Raw genomic sequence first — 17,317 nt, forward strand, 5'->3', positions numbered from 1 at the left:
GATTCGCTGCCTGCTATCGGCTAGTCAGGGTATATTTGCGCGTTTTTACGGTGTCCCGACCCGCTCTTTTGAAGATCCATGTCATCTCTTAGGCGATCAGGTGATCAGTACGACAATCATCTCGGCTTGAAGGAGCCCAGCATGCGCTTTTCCGCTTCCGCCCGCTCCCGCAGCGTCCGCACGGGCACCAGGGTGGCCGCCGCAGTGGCCGTCGCCGGCGTCGCCCTGGCCGGAGCCCCGGCCGCCTACGCACTGCCCGGGGACAGCGGCGACATCGACATCAGCTCGGTCGGCTGGCACTCGCGCGGTGACCGCGACGGCGTCGAGGTCTGCAAGTTCGTGCTCAAGGCGAGCAACTTCGAGTCCTTCCCGTCCGTCCCCTGGACGATCACCGAGCAGCCTCCGACCGTCCCCCCGGGCGACACGCTGCTGGGCACCCTCCCCCTCGTGAACGGCCAGGCCCGCAGCCAGCAGTACCTGCTCCCCGAGGGCACGTACCAGCTGGTGTGGACCGTCCCGGCGGGCCCGAAGCAGAAGAGCTTCGAGGTCGACTGCTCCCCGCAGCGCGGCCAGGGCGGCAGCCGTGGTGACAACGAGAGCTCCTCCTCGGGCACCGAGAAGAGCTCCGAGAAGGGCTCCGAGAAGACCTGGGAGAAGCCGTCCGGCGCGGTGCCGGCGGGTGGCGGCGGCGTCCCGGACATGGAGAGCGTCAGCTCCGAGAGCGACTCGAACATCGGGACCTCGGCCGCGCTCGTCGCCGGTGCCGCCGGTGTCGCAGGGCTGATCATGGTCCGTCGATCCGCACGGCGCCGTGCCCGCAACGAGGCCTGACACGCGCGGCCGACGGCGACGACGGGGCCCGAGCCGCGCATGCCGGCTCACGATCACCCTGTGCGTGACCTTCTCGCTGGTGACCGGCGTCGTGTGGGCGAGTTCCGACTCGCCCGAGGACGCCTCGTCGGTCACCGCCGCCCGCGGCAGCGATGCCGCGGGCGGCGGGGCGCCGCCCTTCCGACGGGCGCCGCACACACCGCAGAAGACGGTGCCCGCCTCGCACGCCCCGCTGGTGCACTCCCGGCCGGTGAAGGTCTCCATCCCGGCGATCTTCATCGAGGCCCCGGTCACCGGCCTCGCCCTCGACAAGAAGGGCCGGCTCGGCGCCCCACCGCTGAGCAAGCCCAAGCTGGTGGGGTGGTACGGGAAGGGCCCCTCCCCCGGCGAGGCGGGAACCTCGCTGCTCGTCGGCCACCGGGACACCGCGACGGGACCGGCGATCTTCCTCAACCTGAACGCCCTGCGCAAGGGGGACACGGTGAAGGTCGCCCGCGCGGACAGACGGACCGCGGTCTTCACGGTCGACGAGGTGAAGACCTACACGAAGGACAAGTTCCCCGACGACAAGGTGTACGGGCCCACCGGCCGACCGGAGCTCAGGCTCCTGACCTGCGGCGGGCGCTTCGACAAGAAGAGCGGCTACTCGGCGAACGTCGTCGTCTTCGCGCACCTCACGTCACTGAAGAAGAAGGCGGCCTGACGATCTGACACCGGGCACGCCACACGGAACCGGCCGGTACCTCGGGGGCGAGGTACCGGCCGTCCGCGTGCCTGGCACGGCTGCGCGGACCCGTCCGGGTGACATCGGCGCAATCGCCGTCCACGGGGGTGGGGTGGCCGCTAGTTTCCGGCACATGCCGCTGCCGAAGGATCTGGACCCCTACGCCAACCCCCGTGCCTTCTACGGCGCGGAGCTGCGCCGGCTGCGGGAGGCGGCGGGTCTGTCGCAGAACGAGCTGGGTGAGCGGGCGTTCTGCTCGGGCACGTACATCGGGCTCTTCGAGGCGGCCGAGCGGCGGCCCCAGGTGGATCTGTCCCGGCGGTTCGACGAACTGCTGCGCAGCGGAGAACACTTGCAGCGGCTAAGCCTGCTCGCCCGGCAGTCGAAGGTCGCGGAGTACTTCGCGGACGCCGTGGAACTGGAGACCCGGGCGACAAGCATCTGTGAGTACGCACCGATGCTCGTGCCCGGCGTCCTTCAGACACGTGAGTACGCGAGGGCCGTGACCCGGGCAAGCCAGCGTCTCGCGTCCGAGGAGACGGTGGAAGGCCAGGTCGCCGCGCGCATGGAGCGGGCAGAGATCCTGCTGCGCGACGCGCCCCCGACATTCTGGGCGATCTTGCACGAGGCCGCCCTCCGTGTGCCCGTCGGCAGCTCCGACATCATGTCCGCTCAGCTCACGCGCCTGGTCGAGGCGGCCCGGAACCACCCTCATGTGATCATCCAGGTCCTGCCGTTCGCTGCCGGGATGCACCCGTTCATGAACACGATGGTCTCGCTCATGTCGTTCGCCGACGCTCCGCCTGCCGTGTACACCGAAGGCGCGTACTCCGGGCAACTCACGGAGGCGCCCGGGCTAGTAGCCGATGTTCAGGGCGCATACGATTTGGCGCGGGCCATGGCCCTGTCACCGGAGGCCTCGCAGGCCATGCTCGTATCGGCAGCGAAGGAGCACGCAACTCATGGGAACCGCCCCTGATCCCCGTACGACGGTCTGGCGCAAGTCCAGCTACAGCAACGGGGAGGGCGGAAGTTGCGTCGAGATCGCCGACGGCTTCCCCGGCCTCGTCCCCGTCCGCGACAGCAAGGTTCCCGACGGTCCCGCGCTCGCCTTCACCGCCGCGCGCTGGTCGCAGTTCGTCGGTGCCCTCAGGAGCGGCTCCCTCTGAGCGTCACTCCTGACTCGGCGGCCGCCGGTGGATGTGCACGGTCACCTGGATGCCGCCCGCGACGGCGCCGCCCGCGACGGCGCCGCCCGCGACTCCGGCGGCCACGGCCACCTCGGCGTGGCCGGTGAGCGCCAGGACGACCGTGGCGATGACCGAGCACAGAGCGGTGACGGCCGCGAGCCATCCAGGGGTTTGCGCGTCGGGTCCGGATGCCGCCGGTGGACGGGTGCCGGTGGTCATGAGGTCCTCCGGCCCAGTCGCGCGTGAACGGCCTGTTCCAGCGTGAGGCCGTCCGAGTCCTCGGCCGGTTCGAGGAATCCGTGGATGACCGCGAGGGCGACCGTGCCCATCAGGGAGCGCTCCTTCTCCTGGTCGACGACCCCCGCGTGCGGGTCGCCGATGGAGCGCAGGATCACGCCGTCCGTCGCGGCGGACAGGGCGTTCGCGAGGTCGTCCAGGCCGAGCCCCGCCCGCAGCCGCAGGCCCCGGGCCTGGAGGACCTCGGCGTACACCTGTTTCCAGGAGGAGAGGTAGCCCCGGTATGTCTCGGTGATCACTCGCTGGACCCTGTCGTCGCCGTCGGCGAGCACCATCAGGGCGAGGCTGAGCCGCACGGACGGCATGCGGACGCTCTCCGCCGTGTGCAGATAGGCCGTCTCATGGACCGCCCGTACGAAGTCCTCGCCCACCACGAGCCTCTTCGTGGTGACCGCCCGCTGCTCCAGGTATCCGGGGTGGTAATTCGTCGGCCACATCGCGAAGTTGATCAGGTCGGCGATGAAGTCCGACTGTGCTCGCCACGTGGTGCGTAACCTCGGCACCCCGCCCCGGCAGGGGAACGGGGGCGGGTTCTCGGCGACCGCCGCGGCGACCGCCCGCTGGGACAGGAACCCCAGCAGGGGGCGTTCGAGGGAGCGCCTGTTCCCGGTGGCGCAGGCGCTCCGTGCCGCGTCGGGCCCCAGGTTCAGCTCGATCAGCCGCATGCCCGCGGCGAGATAGCCGGCGGTGCTCAGGCTGTTCGCGAGCTTCTTCCGGCCGGTGGCCGTGATCCGGCTGAGGTGCCGCAGGACATGGGAGAGGTCCTGGTCGTAGGGGTGGGGCAGATGGCTCTTGTGCGCGAGGTGCGGCTCGTTGGAGGTGTCCACCACTCGATGCTGGAGTGACGGCCCGGTCCGGCGCCAGGTGCGCACCTGCGCGAAGTTCCACAACTCCTTCCGGGTGGACTCCTGCTCGAACCTGATGCGCGCGTTTGCCGTGCCGAGGCCCTGCGTTGCGCATGGGTGACGGCCTACGTACTCTCTGTCCCGATCACCATCGGTCGTCAAGTGATTTGCGCAATGGGGGCGTTGGGAGTGACGGACGGAGCGGACCGGGTTGTCGGCGGGCGGTACCGGCTCGTCGCGCACCTGGGTGAAGGCGGGTTCGGCCGGGTGTGGAAGGCGCACGACGAGGCACTCGGCGTCCATGTCGCGGTCAAGGAAGTGCGACTGCCGCAGCAGGCCGGCTCGGAGGAGGAGCGGCAGGGCCGTGTGGTCCGCGCGGCTCGGGAGGCCCGTAACGCGGCCCGTCTGCGCGATCATCCGCATATCGTCGCGGTCCATGACGTGGTGGTCGAGGACGGCACACCCTGGATCGTGATGCGCCTGGTCGAGGGACGTTCCCTGGAGGAGCGCCTGCGCGCGGACGGGGCGCTGCCCGCCCCGCTCGTGACCGAGACCGCCACGGCCCTGCTCAAAGCGCTCAAGGCGGCTCAGGCCGCCGGCATCGTGCACCGTGACCTCAAACCGGCCAACGTGATGCTCACCGACGACGGCCAGGTGCTCCTCACCGACTTCGGTATCGCGGTCCACGAGACCGATACCCGTCTCACCGCCACCGGGGGCGTCATCGGCTCCGCCGAGTACATGGCCCCCGAGCGCCTCAACGGCAGTCAGGACCAGGCGGTCGGCGATCTGTTCTCGTTGGGGGTCACCCTGTACGAGGCGGTCGAGGGCATCTCCCCCTTCCGCCGCGACACCCCCACCGCGACCATGGCCGCCGTCGCCCTGCACGACCCTCCGCCGATGCGGCGCGCCGACCCCGTACTGGCTGCCGTGATCACGGCCCTGCTGACCAAGGATCCCGAAGGCCGCCCCGGCGTCGACGGCACCCTGTCCATGCTGCGCGCGGCGGCGGCCGCTGCCGCCCCGGACGCGAACACGGTGTCGGCACCCACGGTGCCCACGGCCGTCGCCCCCGCCCCGGGCCCCGTGCGACCGTCCGGGCCTCCGGCCCTCCTCGCCGAGGAGCGTCGGCGCATCCGTGAACATGAGCGTCCGGCGGACAGGTACCGCGTCGCCGTCCACTGGTTCCTCGCACTGTTCGCCCTGGTCGCCGCGGCCACCGCCATCACGATGGCCGTCGCCTCGGACGACCTGTACGGGGAGTACGACTCGTCGTACGAAGGGTTTCCGGATGTGGAGGATCCCGAACTCGCCGAGTACCAGGAGATCTTCGTCTGGCTGTTCGCCGCCCAGGTGCTCTTCGGTGCGGGGCTGGTGACGTCCTGGGTGCTCTGGTTCGCCCGGGTGCGCGCCTTCGCCGACCGGTTCGCCCCGGGGCGCCTGCGTCACCGCCCGCGGACCGCGATCACCGGCTGGTTCATCCCCGTCGGCAACCTCTTCCTGCCCAAGCAGATCGCCGACGACGTCTGGCATGCCTCCAGCCCGTCCGGCAGCGACAGCACCCCGGCCCCGGGCCGTCTGCTGCACACCTGGTGGGTGGCCTGGCTGGTCGTCCTGCTGACCTGGCCCGCCGTCTGGACGCCTTGCTGGCTGCTGATCGGCAGCTCGACCGAGCACCGTACGTACGAGGAGAGCGAAGGCACGCTCACGTACGTGTCGGAGTCGGTCCACGACTTCGGCCCGCTCTACTGGACCGCTTTCGCCGGCCATGCGCTGGCCCTGCCCGCCGCCGTCATCGCCTTCCTCCTCGTCCGCCGCCTGACGGCGATGCAGGCGGCCAGACTGCACGGCTGAGCACCTGGACCACGGACCGGGGGCTCAGCACCCGCGCGACTTCTCCCGCTCCTGCTCAGTCGATGGCGTTGAACAGCCTCTCCGGCAGCGCCATGTTCAGTGCCGTCACCACCGGCTTGCCGTGTTCCGTGCCGAGGCGTGAGACCGCGCCCGTGGAGAGCTGGAAGAGTTCCCCGCTCGCGGGTGTCAGCCGCAGGTAGCGGGCGGTGAGCACGCGCAGGAAGTGCGAGTGGGCGACCAGTGCGATGTCCGCCTCGCCCAGGCGGGACGCCGCCGCGCGGACCTCCGCCAGGATGCGGTCCGCGCGGTCGCCGACCTCCTGCGGGGTCTCCCCCGGGTGCTCCTCGGGGCCGGGGGCGACGCCGTCGGTCCAGAGGTTCCAGTCGGGGCGGGTGCGGCGGATCTCGACCGTGGTGATGCCCTCGTACGCCCCGTAGTCCCACTCCCGCAGATCCGGCGTCTCGCGCGGGGCGGTCAGACCCGCGAGTTCGGCGGTGCGACGGGCGCGCAGATAGGGGCTGACCAGGGTGAGCCCGATCTCGCGTTCGGCGAGGAGCGGGACGAGGGCGCGGGCCTGGCGCTCCCCGAGCTCCGTCAGGGGCAGGTCGGTCCAGCTGGTGTGCTGCCCGGACCGTGACCACTCGGTCTCGCCGTGCCGGATCAGGATCAACTCGCCCATGGATGCTTCCGCTCTCTGTGCCGTACTCGTGCGTATGTACTGCTCGTGCCAACCTGCGGGCCCACGATCGCATTCCTCGGGGCGCGACGTGGGGCGGCTCGCCCCGGCGGAGTGACCGGGGGCATGGCGGCCCGCGACGGCGGGCGGCGAGTATGGGCCCATGCGCATCCCCGAAACCGCCCGCCCCGGCCCCACGCTGGCGCAGCTCCTCGCGCTGATCGCCCCCGGGACGCTCGACATCGTGGTGGCGCCGTGCGGCACCGGGGTGCAGGTGTCCGACGTGGTGCTGCACGATCCGGGTGAGGAGGGGGACGACGAGCTGGGGGCGGCGACCGGGCTGGTCCTGCTCGCGGTCGGCGTCGACGTCGCCTCGCCCGACGCGGTCGACGTGCTGCGTGGCGCGGAGCGCGCGGGGGCGGCGGCCGTGGTGATGCGGCGTGGCGCCCGGGGGCCGCGTACGGCGCTGCTGGAGGCGGCGGAGCGGGGGCGTACGGCCCTGCTGACCCGGCGGCCCGGGGTGGGCTGGACCGAGGTGCTCGGCCGCTTGCGGACGGCGCTGGTGCACAGCGTCCCGGACCGGGCCACGGGTCCGGCCGGGGTGGGCGGGCTGCGGCTGGGCGATCTGCCGGGTCTGGCCAACACCGTGGCGGACCTGGTCGGCGGCGCGATCACGATCGAGGACCCGCAGTCGCGGGTGCTGGCGTACTCGCGCATGGACCATGAGCCCGATCCGATGCGCAGGCTCACGATCCTCGGCCAGGAGGTGCCCCGCTGGCGGGTCGTCGAACTGCGGGAGAGCGGCTTCTTCCAGGCCCTGTGGAACACCGACGACGTGGTGCGGCTCCCCGCCGACGGGCGGTACGCCGAGCGGCTCGCGGTCGCGGTGCGGCACGGATCCGAGGTGCTCGGCTCGATCTGGGCGGGCGCCGACGGGCAGCCGCTGGCGGAGGACGCGGTGGCGGCGCTCGCGACGGCGGGCCGTGCCGCGGTCCCCCATCTGTCGCACCACCGGACGTGGGGCCGGGCCGCCGCCTGGGCGCGCGAGGGCGCGGTCCACGCACTCCTGACGGGCAGTACGCAGGCGGCGCACGACGTCGGGATCACGCGGGACGGGCCGCACGCCGTGCTGGTGGCGGAGGCGTACGACGGCCGGGAGGACGCTCCGGGGGACGCGGGTCAACGGGTGCTCGACGTACTCGCGTTGCAGGCCGCCGCCTACCGTCCGGGGTGTGTGACCGCGCGTTCGGGGCGTCGGCTGTACGCCGTGGTGCCGGCCCTGGGCGGTGAGACGGACCCCGCGCGCACACTGCTGGCCGCGGTCCGCTCGGCGCCGGGAAGCGTGGTCCTCGCCGGCGCCGGGCCGGTGGTGGCGGGCCTGGCGGAGCTGCCCGCCTCCCGCGACGCCGCCGAGCTGGTGGTGCGCGTACTGAGGGAGCGGGCCGCGCGCTCGCCGGCCGGGGCCGGGTCGGCGGTGGCGTCGTACGAGGAGGTGGCGGCCGAGGCGGCGGTGCTGCGCCTGCTCGACCGGGTGGAACCGCTGTGGGGGTCGGTGCCGGGCCCGGTGCACGCGATGGTGGAGCACGACCGGGCCCACGGTTCGCGGTACGGCGATTCGGTGGCCGCGCACCTGGACGCCTTCGGTGACACGGCCGCTGCCGCGCGACGCCTCGATGTGCACCCCAACACGCTGCGGTACCGGCTGCGCCGGGCACGGGAGCTGTTCGGCGTGGACCTGGCCGACCCCGCCGTGCGGCTCCTGGCGGACGTCGGACTGCGCCTGGGCCGGCGTACCGGGTGAGGTGACCGTGGTCCTCATGATCGTTCTGTTGTCGTGTGGCACAGAGCAACAGGTCAGGTCTGGTGCCGGCTGACGAAGACGGGCCGGGCCTCCCGCACCGAAGCTGGTCACCACGCCGCGACCGGACGGGCGCGGCGCACGAGCGACCTACGGAAGAGTGTGTTCTCAGATGACATCCGGTTCGGCCCTTCAGCGCGAGCGCGCCCGCGAGGCGGCGCTCGCCCGTGCCGTCGAGGAGGGCCTGCTCGGCCCCGGTTCGCCCCTGGTCGGCCTGCTCGACGTCGACGGGGTGCTGGCGTCGGTGGCCGCCCTGCACGAGGCGTTCGACGGACCGGCCACCGTCCACCACACGTTCGCGGCCAAGGCGTGCGGGCTGGTGCCGGTCCTGCGGCTGCTCGGCGAGGCCGGGATGGGCTGCGAGGTGGCCTCGCCCGGTGAGCTGGAGCAGGCGCTGGCGGCCGGCTTCAGCCCCGACCGGCTGGTCTTCGACAGCCCCGCGAAGACGGTCGAGGAGCTGGAGTTCGCGCTGGAGCACGGCATCGCGATCAACCTGGACAACTTCCAGGAGCTGGAGCGCGTCGACCGCCTGCTGGCCGGCCGCGAGCCCGCCGGCCCCGTCGGGCTGCGGGTGAACCCCCAGGTCGGCGCCGGTGCCATCGGGGCGATGAGCACGGCGACCGCCACGTCCAAGTTCGGTGTCGCCCTGCGCGATCCGGGGGCGGTGGACGCGGTGATCGACGCCTTCACCCGGCGCCCCTGGCTCAACCGGCTGCACGCGCATGTCGGCTCGCAGGGCTGCCCCCTCCCGCTCATCGCCCAGGGGGTCGGTGTCGCGTACGAGCTCGCGGAGCGGATCAACGGCCTGCTGGGCCACGCCCGGATCACCGGCCTGGACATCGGCGGCGGCCTTCCCGTCAACTTCGACGGCGAGGACGACCGCCCCACCTACGCCGACTACGTGGCCGAGCTCCGCGCAGCCGCCCCGGGCCTCTTCGACGGCCGCTACGCCCTCGTCACCGAGTTCGGCCGCTCGCTGCTGGCGAAGAGCGGAACCATCGGCTCGGTCGTCGAGTACACCAAGTCGGCCGGCGGCCGGCGGATCGCTGTCACCCACGCCGGGGCTCAGGTGGCCACCCGCACGGTGTTCATGCCGGACGCCTGGCCCCTGCGCGTCGGCGTGTTCGACGCCTCGGGCCGCCCCAAGGAGGGGCCGCTCCAGGTCGTGGACATCGCGGGGCCGTGCTGCTTCGCCGGTGACCTGACCGCGACGGCACGCGAACTCCCGGCCGTCGATCCCGGGGACGTGGTGGCGCTGTACGACACCGGGGCGTACTACTTCTCCTCCCACTTCTCCTACAACTCGCTGCCCAGGCCCGCCGTGTACGGATACCGCACGGACGCGACCGGTCAGATCCGCCTCGCCGTGATCCGCGAGGCCCAGACCGTGCCCGAGGTCGTCGAGGAGAGCGGCCTCGCGCACGCGGACGCCCTGGTGGCGCTGTGCGCGGACGGTACGGGGCGAGGAACAAGGATGGAGAAGGCAAGGTGACGCGCGTCCTCATATCCGCCGGCACGGAGGGGCGCCGAGGGCGGCTTCCACGCTCTCGCCGCAGAGGCGGGCGTGCCGGTCGTCCTCGTCACCGGTGACGACGTGACCTCCTCGACGGCGCGCCCGCGCCCGCCCCGGGGGTCTTCCCGTGCCGTTGTACGCCGTTGCCCATGACTGGAGCTGCCATGACGTCCCCCGTACCGCACAAAGAACCCCAACCCCGGAAAGAACCCCAGCAGGAAGAACCGCAACGGCGGAGTGAACCGCAGAGCCCTCAGCCGGAGCTCAGCCGGTCCCTGCGTAACCGCCACATGTCGATGATCGCGATCGGCGGCGCGATCGGTGCCGGGCTGTTCGTCGGCAGCGGATCCGTGATCAGGACGGCGGGCCCCGCCGCGATCGTCTCCTACTGCCTGGCCGGCGCGCTCGTCCTCTGCACCATGCGGATGCTCGGCGAGATGGTGGTGGCGAAGCCGTCCTCGGGCTCCTTCGCCGACTACGCGCGCACCGCCATCGGCCCGTGGGCGGGCTTCACCATCGGATGGCTGTACTGGTACTACTACGTCATCATCGTGGCCGTGGAGGCCGTCGCGGGTGCGGCGATCCTGCACGCGTGGATCGGGCTGCCGCTCTGGGTGCTGGCCATGGGCCTGATGGTCGTGATGACCGCGACCAACCTGCTCTCCGTGAAGTCGTTCGGCGAGTTCGAGTTCTGGTTCTCGTCCGTCAAGGTCGCCGCGATCGTGGCGTTCCTCATCGTCGGCGGTCTGTACGTCTTCGGCGGCTGGCCCGGATCGTCCTTCGACTTCTCCAACCTGACCGCGCACGGCGGCTTCGCGCCGAACGGGTTCACCGCGATCTTCTCCGCGATCGTCGTGGTCATCTTCGCCTTCGGCGGGGCCGAGATCGTCACCATCGCCGCCGCCGAGAGCAAGGAGCCCGAGCGCTCGGTGGCGCGTGCCACCACAGGGATCATCTGGCGGATCATCCTCTTCTACGTCGGCTCCATCGTCCTGGTGGTCACCATCGTGCCGTGGGACAACGCCAAGGTCCTGGCCAGCCCGTACGTCGCGGCCTGGAACATCATCGGACTGCCCGGCGCGGGTGTCGTGATGGACGTCGTGATCCTCACCGCCGTGCTGAGCGTGCTCAACTCCTCGGTCTACGTCTCCTCGCGGATGCTGCGGGCGCTCGCCACCCACGGCGACGCCCCCACCTGGCTCGTGGCGACGAACAGGCGCCGGGTCCCCGCCCGCGCGATCCTGGCCGGGACCGTGGTCGGCTGGATCTCGGTGCTGCTGGCCTACCTGTCCCCGGACACCGTCTTCACGTACCTGGTGAACTCCTCGGGTGCCGTCGCCATCTTCATGTACCTCATGATCGGCGTGTCCCAGCTGCGTATGCGGCGCCGCCTGGAGCGTGAGGCGCCCGAGCGGCTGACCCTGCGCATGTGGCTCTTCCCGTACCTCACCTGGGTGGTCATGGCCGGCTTCGCCGCGGTGCTGGTGGCCATGGCCGTCATCGCCGACCAGCGCACCCAGCTGCTGACCAGCGTGGGCAGTCTGGCCGTCGTCCTCGTCGCGTACGTGGTGCGCAGGGCGCGCGGCGGCGGGCCGGCCGGCTCCGGGAACGCTCCGGAGCGGCCCGCCGCACCCACCCGCTGACACCACGGAACACCGGACCGCCCGCCCCCTGCTTCCGGGGACGGGCGGTCCGGCGTTCGTCCGGCTCGGCGGGTGTCAGGCCTGCTCGCCCACCACCGTGACCGTGTACGGCCGGTCCGTGTCCGTCGTGACGCGGACCTCGCCGCCCTCGCGGACCACCTCGTAGGTCGCCGCCACCGCGCCCGTGCGGTCGGGGACGGTCACCGTGCGGGTGAAGTCGCCCGTACCGGCGGGGGCGTACACGCGGAGCTCCAGGTCGTCGAGCCACTCGCCGTCCGGGCGGGAGTCGTCCGCGCCGAGCGCCAGGACCGCGCCCTGGCGGACCAGCAGGGGCAGGCTGTCGAAGCCGTGGGTCTCGCGGCGCCACGCGGGGCCGGTGACCGTGCCACCGGTCAGCAGATGGGTCCAGGTGCCCTCGGGCACGTAGTACTCGACCTCGCCGTCCTCGGTGAAAACGGGCGCGACCAGGACATCCGGGCCCAGCAGGTACTCGCGGTCCGCCGTACGGGCCGTCGGGTCGTCCGGGAACTCCAGCAGCAGGGGGCGCATCGTCGGGACGCCCGTGCGGTGGGCCTCGACGGCCACGCCGTACAGGTACGGCATGAGGCGGTGCTTGAGGCGCGTGAACTGCCGGGCCACGTCCACCGCTTCGTCGCCGAACTCCCACGGCACGCGGTACGACGACGAGCCGTGCAGCCTGCTGTGCGAGGAGAGCAGGCCGAAGGCGAGCCAGCGCTTGAAGACCGCCGGGTCGGGCGTGCCCTCGAAGCCGCCGATGTCATGGCTCCAGAAGCCGAAGCCGGACAGCGACAGGGAGAGGCCGCCGCGCAGGGACTCCGCCATGGCCTCGAAGGAGGACCAGCAGTCGCCGCCCCAGTGCACCGGGTACTGCTGACCGCCGGCGGCGGCCGAGCGGGCGAAGAGCACGGCCTCGCCCTGGCCGCGCTCCTTCTCCAGGAGCTCGAAGACCGCCTTGTTGTAGAGGTGCGTGTAGTAGTTGTGCATCCGCTCCTGGTCGGAGCCGTCGTGCCAGACGACGTCCGTCGGGATGCGCTCGCCGAAGTCCGTCTTGAAGCCGTCGACGCCCTGGTCGAGGAGGCCCTTGAGCTTGCCCTGGAACCAGGCGGTGGCCGCCGGGTTCGTGAAGTCGACCAGCGCCATGCCGGCCTGCCACTTGTCCCACTGCCAGATGTCGCCGTCCGGGGTGAGGACGAAGTAGCCCTCGCGCGCCCCTTCTTCGTACAGGGCGCTCTTCTGCCCGATGTACGGGTTGATCCAGACGCAGATCTTCAGGCCCTTGTCCTTGAGCCGGGCGATCATGCCCTCCGGGTCGGGGAAGACGGCCGGGTCCCACTCGAAGTCGCACCACTGGTACTCGCGCATCCAGAAGCAGTCGAAGTGGAAGACGCTCAGCGGGATCCCGCGCTCGGCCATGCCGTCGACGAAGGAGGTGACGGTGGCCTCGTCGTACGACGTGGTGAAGGAGGTGGTCAGCCAGAGGCCGAACGACCACGCGGGAGGCAGGGCGGGCAGGCCGGTGAGGGCCGCGTAGCGGGACAGGACGTCCTTGGGGGTGGGGCCCGCGATGACGAAGTACTCCAGCGTCTGGTCCTCGACGCTGAACTGCACCTGGCCCACGGCTTCGGAGCCGACCTCGAAGGAGACCTTCCCGGGGTGGTTGACGAAGACGCCGTAGCCGCGCGAGGAGAGGTAGAACGGGATGTTCTTGTAGGCCTGTTCACTGCTGGTGCCGCCGTCGGCCTGCCACATGTCGACGCTCTGGCCGTTCTTCACGTACGGCGTGAAGCGCTCGCCGAGGCCGTGGACGGTCTCGCCCACGCCCAGGGCGAGCTGGGCGAACATGTGGTGGCTGCCGTCGTCGACGGTGGCGAACGCACTGCCCTTGCGGCCCGCGGAGGTCAGGACCCGGCCGTCCCCGTCCAGGAATTCCAGGCCGAAGGCGCCCTCGGTGGGCAGCCGCAGGGTGAGCGGGCCGCTGGTCAGCTCCGCGGTCGCGTCCTGGGTGCGGGTGGTGGCGGCGGACCGGCGTGCGGCGCCCGGCAGTTCGAAGTCGGGGCCCTTGCGGCGCTTGCCGGCGTGATGGGTGAGACGCACCGCGATGACGCCTTCGGCCGGGGCGTGGGCCTCGACGGTGATCAGCGGGGCGTTCAGCGTGTCGCCACGGCGCTCGACGCGCTTGACGGCGGCGTAGGCGGCGAGACGGTCGTCGTCGAGGCGGACATCGCGGACTTCCGTGGCGTACGAGGCGTGCACACCGCTGCGCATCTGCCAGAAGCCGTCGGTGAACTTCATGGGGGTCCGTTCCTGTGGGTTCCTGATTTTGATCGTACACAAAACAAATGTTTTTCGAAGCGCTTCGACGACGGCGCGGAGGACCCCGGAACCCGGCCCGCCAGGGCCCTTCCCGGCCTGGCGGGGAGCGCTGTGATGCCCCTGTGTGACATGGATGTCACGGGGACGGTCTAGAAACGAACGCCGGGATGCCGTATTAGTACTGCCAGCCAACAAATCAGTCGGGCGGCAGTGCGGCCACCCCGACCATGTCGACAAGAGGCAGCCCCATGTCGAACCGCTTCACCTCCACCTCCGCGGACAGGTGGCGTGATGTTCGGCCTCGGCGTCCGCCGACACCGCCCCAGGCCGCCCCGCCCCCACCCCGCCGTGACTCCGCCGGATCCGCGCGGGGGCTTGACGAACATCCCGTGGGAGCGTTCCCATGGGCCCGGCCACCCTCTCACCGCAAGGGCACCACCGTGACAGAACCTTCCCCGGACGGGCGGACCGGACGCCGCAGCCGTCGCACCAGGCGGATCGTCGTCCCTCTCACCGTCGTCTCCGCGATCGTCGCCGGCACCGTTCTGTCGGGGTGCGGCCAGCAGCGGGACGAGAACGTCTACACCGTCATGAACTCCTCGACGGACGAGTCGTACCACCGCTGGGACGGTGACACCCTCAAGCGCTGCAGCAAGCAGCTCGGCGTCACCATCGAGCAGCAGAGCGTGCCGGCCGCGCAGCTGATGACGAAGGCGCTGCGCATGGCCTCGTCGAAGTCGCTGCCGGACGTCCTCCAGCTGGACGCCTCCGAGATGCCGACCTTCGCCGAGGCCGGCGGGCTGATCCCGCTGGAGCACCTCGGGCTGACCACGACGGACATCCCCGAGGGGATCGTCGACTTCGGCTCGTTCGACGGGACGTACTACGGGGCCGCGCGCACGGTGAACACCCTGGCGCTGTTCTACAACAAGGACACCCTCGACAAGGCCGGCCTGGAGGTGCCCACCACCTGGGCCGAGATGCGGTCGACGGCGAAGAAGCTGACCCAGGGCAAGCGGTACGGCCTGGCGCTGAGCGCCGGCGGCGCGGAGGACGGCGTCTTCCAGTTCACCCCGTTCATGTGGTCCAACGGCGGCGACGAGACGAAGCTCGACACCCCCGAGGTCGCCGGGGCCCTGGACTACTGGAAGGCGCTCCTGAAGGACGGTTCGCTCTCCAAGTCCACCGTCAACTGGACCCAGGCCGACGTCAACGACCAGTTCATGGCCGGCAACGCGGCCATGATGATCAACGGCCCGTGGCAGGTCGAGACCCTGAACTCCAAGAAGGGCCTCGACTGGGGCATCGCCGAGATCCCGGTCCCGGAGGCGGGCGACGACTCGGTCGGTCCGCTGGGCGGCGGTGTGCTGACCGTGCCCAACACCGGTGACACCGAGCGCGAGAAGATGTCCGCCAGGATCATCGGCTGCATGTCGGGTGAGCAGGAGGAGATCTCCTACGCCATCAACAGCTGGATGGTCCCGGCCAACACCAGGGCGGCCGACACCTGGCGGAAGAAGACCCCCGAGCTGGCGGCGCTGGCCGACCAGGTCGCCACGGCCCGTTCCCGTACGGCGAAGGTCGGCGCGCGGTGGTCGTCCGTGTCGCTGGCTCTGCAGAGCGCCTTCCAGTCCGCGCTCACCGGCGAGTCCAGCGAGGCCGCTCTGAAGCGTGCCCAGCAGCAGGTCACGAGCGGGAACTGAGGTAAGAACCATGTCATCCACCACAGCCTCGGCCGCCGCACCGCCGGCCGGCACGACCGCGTCCGCGGCCGGTGCGGCCCGCAAGCCGGGGAACCCGCGAAGCGCCGGGCGGCGGAAGTCGCTGGCCCAGTGGGGGTTCATCGCCCCCGCCGTGATCTTCATGGCGCTCTTCTTCGGTTATCCGCTCGTCCGCAACATCGTGATGAGCTTCCAGGACTACTCGCCGTCCACGTTCTTCACCGGTGAGGCGCCGTTCAACGGCTTCGACAACTGGAACAACGTCTTCAGCGACGGGCTGTTCGGCAAGGCCCTCTGGCAGACGATCCTGTTCACCGTCGGCTCGCTCGTCGGCCAGTTCTGCATCGGCCTGGCCCTCGCGGTCTTCTTCACCCGCCGCTTCCCGCTGAACGGCATCCTGCGCTCGCTGATCCTGCTGCCGTGGCTGGTCCCGATGGTGGTCTCCGGCATCGTCTGGCGGCGCGTCTTCGACCAGGACACCGGAGTCCTCAACTCCTTCCTGGGCACCGTCGGTCTCCCCGGTGACACGCCGTGGCTGACGAGCACGAGCATGGCGCTGGTCTCGGTGATCCTGGTGAACATCTGGATCGGCATCCCGTTCAACATGGTGATCCTCTACGGCGGCCTCCAGGAGGTCCCCAAGGAGCTGAGCGAGGCCGCCGCGCTCGACGGCGCGTCCGCCTGGCGTACGTTCCGCTCGGTCACCCTGCCCATGCTCAAGCCCGTCATCACCGTGGTGCTGGTGCTCGGCTTCATGTCGACGGTCAAGATCCTCGACCTGGTCCTGGCCCTCACCGACGGCGGGCCCGCCGATTCCACGCAGACGCTCGGCACGCTCACCTACCAGAACTCCTTCGTCCAGATGGACTTCGGGGCCGGTGCCGTGGTCGGCAACATCCTGATCCTGATCTCCGCCGTCTTCGCGGTGTTCTACCTGCGGGTCAACCGCAACGAGGGGAAGTGACCGGCATGGCGACCACCACCCAGATCCCCGCCGCCCCGGCTCCCGCCGCCCACCGGCCCAAGCGCCGCTGGGGTGCGACCGTCTTCGGCGTCGTCGTCCTCGCGGTCATGCTGTTCCCGCTGTACTGGATGGTCAACACCGCCCTCCAGCCGGACGCGAGCCTGGTCGACGTGGGCCCGGTGCCGACGGGCATCGACTTCTCCGGCTTCACCTCGGCCATCACCGACCAGGGCACCAACCTGCTGACCTCGCTGGCGGTGGCGCTCGGCGCCGTCGCCATCTGCCTGGCGATCTCCGCGCCGGCGGCGTACGGCCTGGCCCAGTTCAACCTGCGCGGCGGCAGGACGATCGTCTTCGGCACGCTCATCACCCAGATGGTGCCGGGCATCGTCATCGCGAACGCCCTGTACAGCGCGTACGTGGACCTCGGGCTGGTCAACTCCTACTTCGGCCTGATGCTGGCGGACGCCTCGCTGGGCATCCCCTTCGCGATCGTGCTGATGCGCTCGTTCATGGTGTCGATCCCGCGCGAGGTCATCGAGGCCGCCGAGGTCGACGGCGCGGGCCGCGTCCGTACGTTCGTCCAGGTCGTCCTCCCGATGAGCCGCAACTCGCTGATCACCGCCGGGCTGTTCTCGTTCCTGTACGCGTGGAGCGACTTCATGTTCGCGCTCACGCTGAACACCACGGACGACGTCAAGCCGATCACCCTGGGGATCTACCAGTACATCGGCGCGCACGTCGGTGACTGGGGCTCGGTCATGGCCGCGTCCGTGCTCTCCGCCGTGCCCGCCGCGGTCCTCCTCGTCCTGTCCCAGAAGTACATCGCCGCCGGGATCACCGGCGGCTCGGTCAAGTAAGGGTTTC

15 protein-coding genes are annotated in these 17,317 nt (G+C 70.9%); 11 read left to right on the plus strand and 4 right to left on the minus strand.

The window, feature by feature from the left end:
• Positions 1–141 precede the first annotated feature (141 nt).
• From ACZ607_RS08100 to ACZ607_RS08115, 4 genes are all read left to right on the plus strand, one after another.
• Positions 142–831 carry a hypothetical protein gene (locus tag ACZ607_RS08100; RefSeq protein ID WP_469732932.1) on the plus strand — a complete coding sequence of 230 codons (690 nt, stop codon included), beginning with the start codon at positions 142–144 and terminating at the stop codon, positions 829–831.
• A 52-nt stretch (positions 832–883) separates the two neighbouring features.
• Positions 884–1,534: a class F sortase gene (locus ACZ607_RS08105; protein WP_469733427.1), complete on the plus strand. Its 651-nt coding sequence runs from the start codon at positions 884–886 to the stop codon at positions 1,532–1,534.
• Between the two features lie 154 nt (positions 1,535–1,688).
• Entirely contained in the window at positions 1,689–2,534 is an 846-nt protein-coding gene (locus ACZ607_RS08110; RefSeq protein WP_469732934.1) for a helix-turn-helix domain-containing protein, read from the plus strand.
• Positions 2,518–2,724: a DUF397 domain-containing protein gene (locus ACZ607_RS08115; protein WP_469732936.1), complete on the plus strand. Its 207-nt coding sequence runs from the start codon at positions 2,518–2,520 to the stop codon at positions 2,722–2,724. Before ACZ607_RS08110 ends, ACZ607_RS08115 begins: the two co-directional genes overlap by 17 nt.
• Positions 2,725–2,727: 3 nt before the next feature.
• On the opposite strand, the gene ACZ607_RS08120 is transcribed toward ACZ607_RS08115, so the two are convergent.
• The gene (locus tag ACZ607_RS08120) at positions 2,728–2,964 is read right to left on the minus strand and encodes a hypothetical protein (RefSeq protein ID WP_469732938.1); all 237 of its coding nucleotides are present in this window, start codon (positions 2,962–2,964) and stop codon (positions 2,728–2,730) included.
• On the minus strand, positions 2,961–3,869 hold the full coding sequence (locus ACZ607_RS08125; RefSeq protein WP_469732940.1) for a hypothetical protein: 909 nt from the start codon (positions 3,867–3,869) through the stop codon (positions 2,961–2,963). Before ACZ607_RS08125 ends, ACZ607_RS08120 begins: the two co-directional genes overlap by 4 nt.
• Positions 3,870–4,076: 207 nt before the next feature.
• Between ACZ607_RS08125 and ACZ607_RS08130 the strand changes: the two genes are divergently transcribed.
• Positions 4,077–5,741 carry a protein kinase domain-containing protein gene (locus ACZ607_RS08130; RefSeq protein ID WP_469732942.1) on the plus strand — a complete coding sequence of 555 codons (1,665 nt, stop codon included), beginning with the start codon at positions 4,077–4,079 and terminating at the stop codon, positions 5,739–5,741.
• A gap of 55 nt (positions 5,742–5,796) precedes the next feature.
• Here the strand turns inward: ACZ607_RS08130 and ACZ607_RS08135 are convergent, their stop codons facing one another.
• Complete coding sequence (locus ACZ607_RS08135) at positions 5,797–6,420, minus strand: histidine phosphatase family protein (RefSeq protein ID WP_469732945.1); 624 nt, start codon at positions 6,418–6,420, stop codon at positions 5,797–5,799.
• Between the two features lie 160 nt (positions 6,421–6,580).
• On the opposite strand from ACZ607_RS08135, the gene ACZ607_RS08140 reads away from it, so the two are divergent.
• The 3 genes from ACZ607_RS08140 to ACZ607_RS08150 all read left to right on the plus strand — a co-directional run bounded on the left by ACZ607_RS08140 (position 6,581) and on the right by ACZ607_RS08150 (position 11,431).
• Positions 6,581–8,218: a PucR family transcriptional regulator gene (locus tag ACZ607_RS08140; protein ID WP_469732947.1), complete on the plus strand. Its 1,638-nt coding sequence runs from the start codon at positions 6,581–6,583 to the stop codon at positions 8,216–8,218.
• A 169-nt stretch (positions 8,219–8,387) separates the two neighbouring features.
• Entirely contained in the window at positions 8,388–9,767 is a 1,380-nt protein-coding gene (locus ACZ607_RS08145) for a diaminopimelate decarboxylase (RefSeq protein ID WP_469732950.1), read from the plus strand.
• Between the two features lie 311 nt (positions 9,768–10,078).
• Complete coding sequence (locus ACZ607_RS08150; protein ID WP_469732952.1) at positions 10,079–11,431, plus strand: amino acid permease; 1,353 nt, start codon at positions 10,079–10,081, stop codon at positions 11,429–11,431.
• Positions 11,432–11,506: 75 nt separating this feature from the next.
• On the opposite strand, the gene yicI is transcribed toward ACZ607_RS08150, so the two are convergent.
• Positions 11,507–13,744, minus strand: coding sequence for an alpha-xylosidase (gene yicI / locus ACZ607_RS08155; protein ID WP_469732954.1), 2,238 nt, complete (start codon positions 13,742–13,744; stop codon positions 11,507–11,509).
• 461 nt (positions 13,745–14,205) lie between these two features.
• Here yicI and ACZ607_RS08160 point away from each other — a divergent pair, with 461 nt between their 5' ends.
• The 3 genes from ACZ607_RS08160 to ACZ607_RS08170 are packed head-to-tail and all read left to right on the plus strand — an operon-like array spanning position 14,206 to position 17,310.
• A complete protein-coding gene (locus ACZ607_RS08160; RefSeq protein WP_469732956.1) occupies positions 14,206–15,468 on the plus strand; it encodes an ABC transporter substrate-binding protein in 1,263 nt (420 codons plus the stop codon).
• Positions 15,469–15,478: 10 nt separating this feature from the next.
• Entirely contained in the window at positions 15,479–16,450 is a 972-nt protein-coding gene (locus ACZ607_RS08165; RefSeq protein ID WP_469732958.1) for a carbohydrate ABC transporter permease, read from the plus strand.
• Positions 16,451–16,455: 5 nt separating this feature from the next.
• Positions 16,456–17,310, plus strand: a complete 855-nt coding sequence (locus ACZ607_RS08170) for a carbohydrate ABC transporter permease (RefSeq protein ID WP_469732959.1) — start codon at positions 16,456–16,458, stop codon at positions 17,308–17,310.
• Positions 17,311–17,317 lie beyond the last annotated feature (7 nt).

This window comes from Streptomyces sp. NPDC104381, assembly GCF_055583745.1.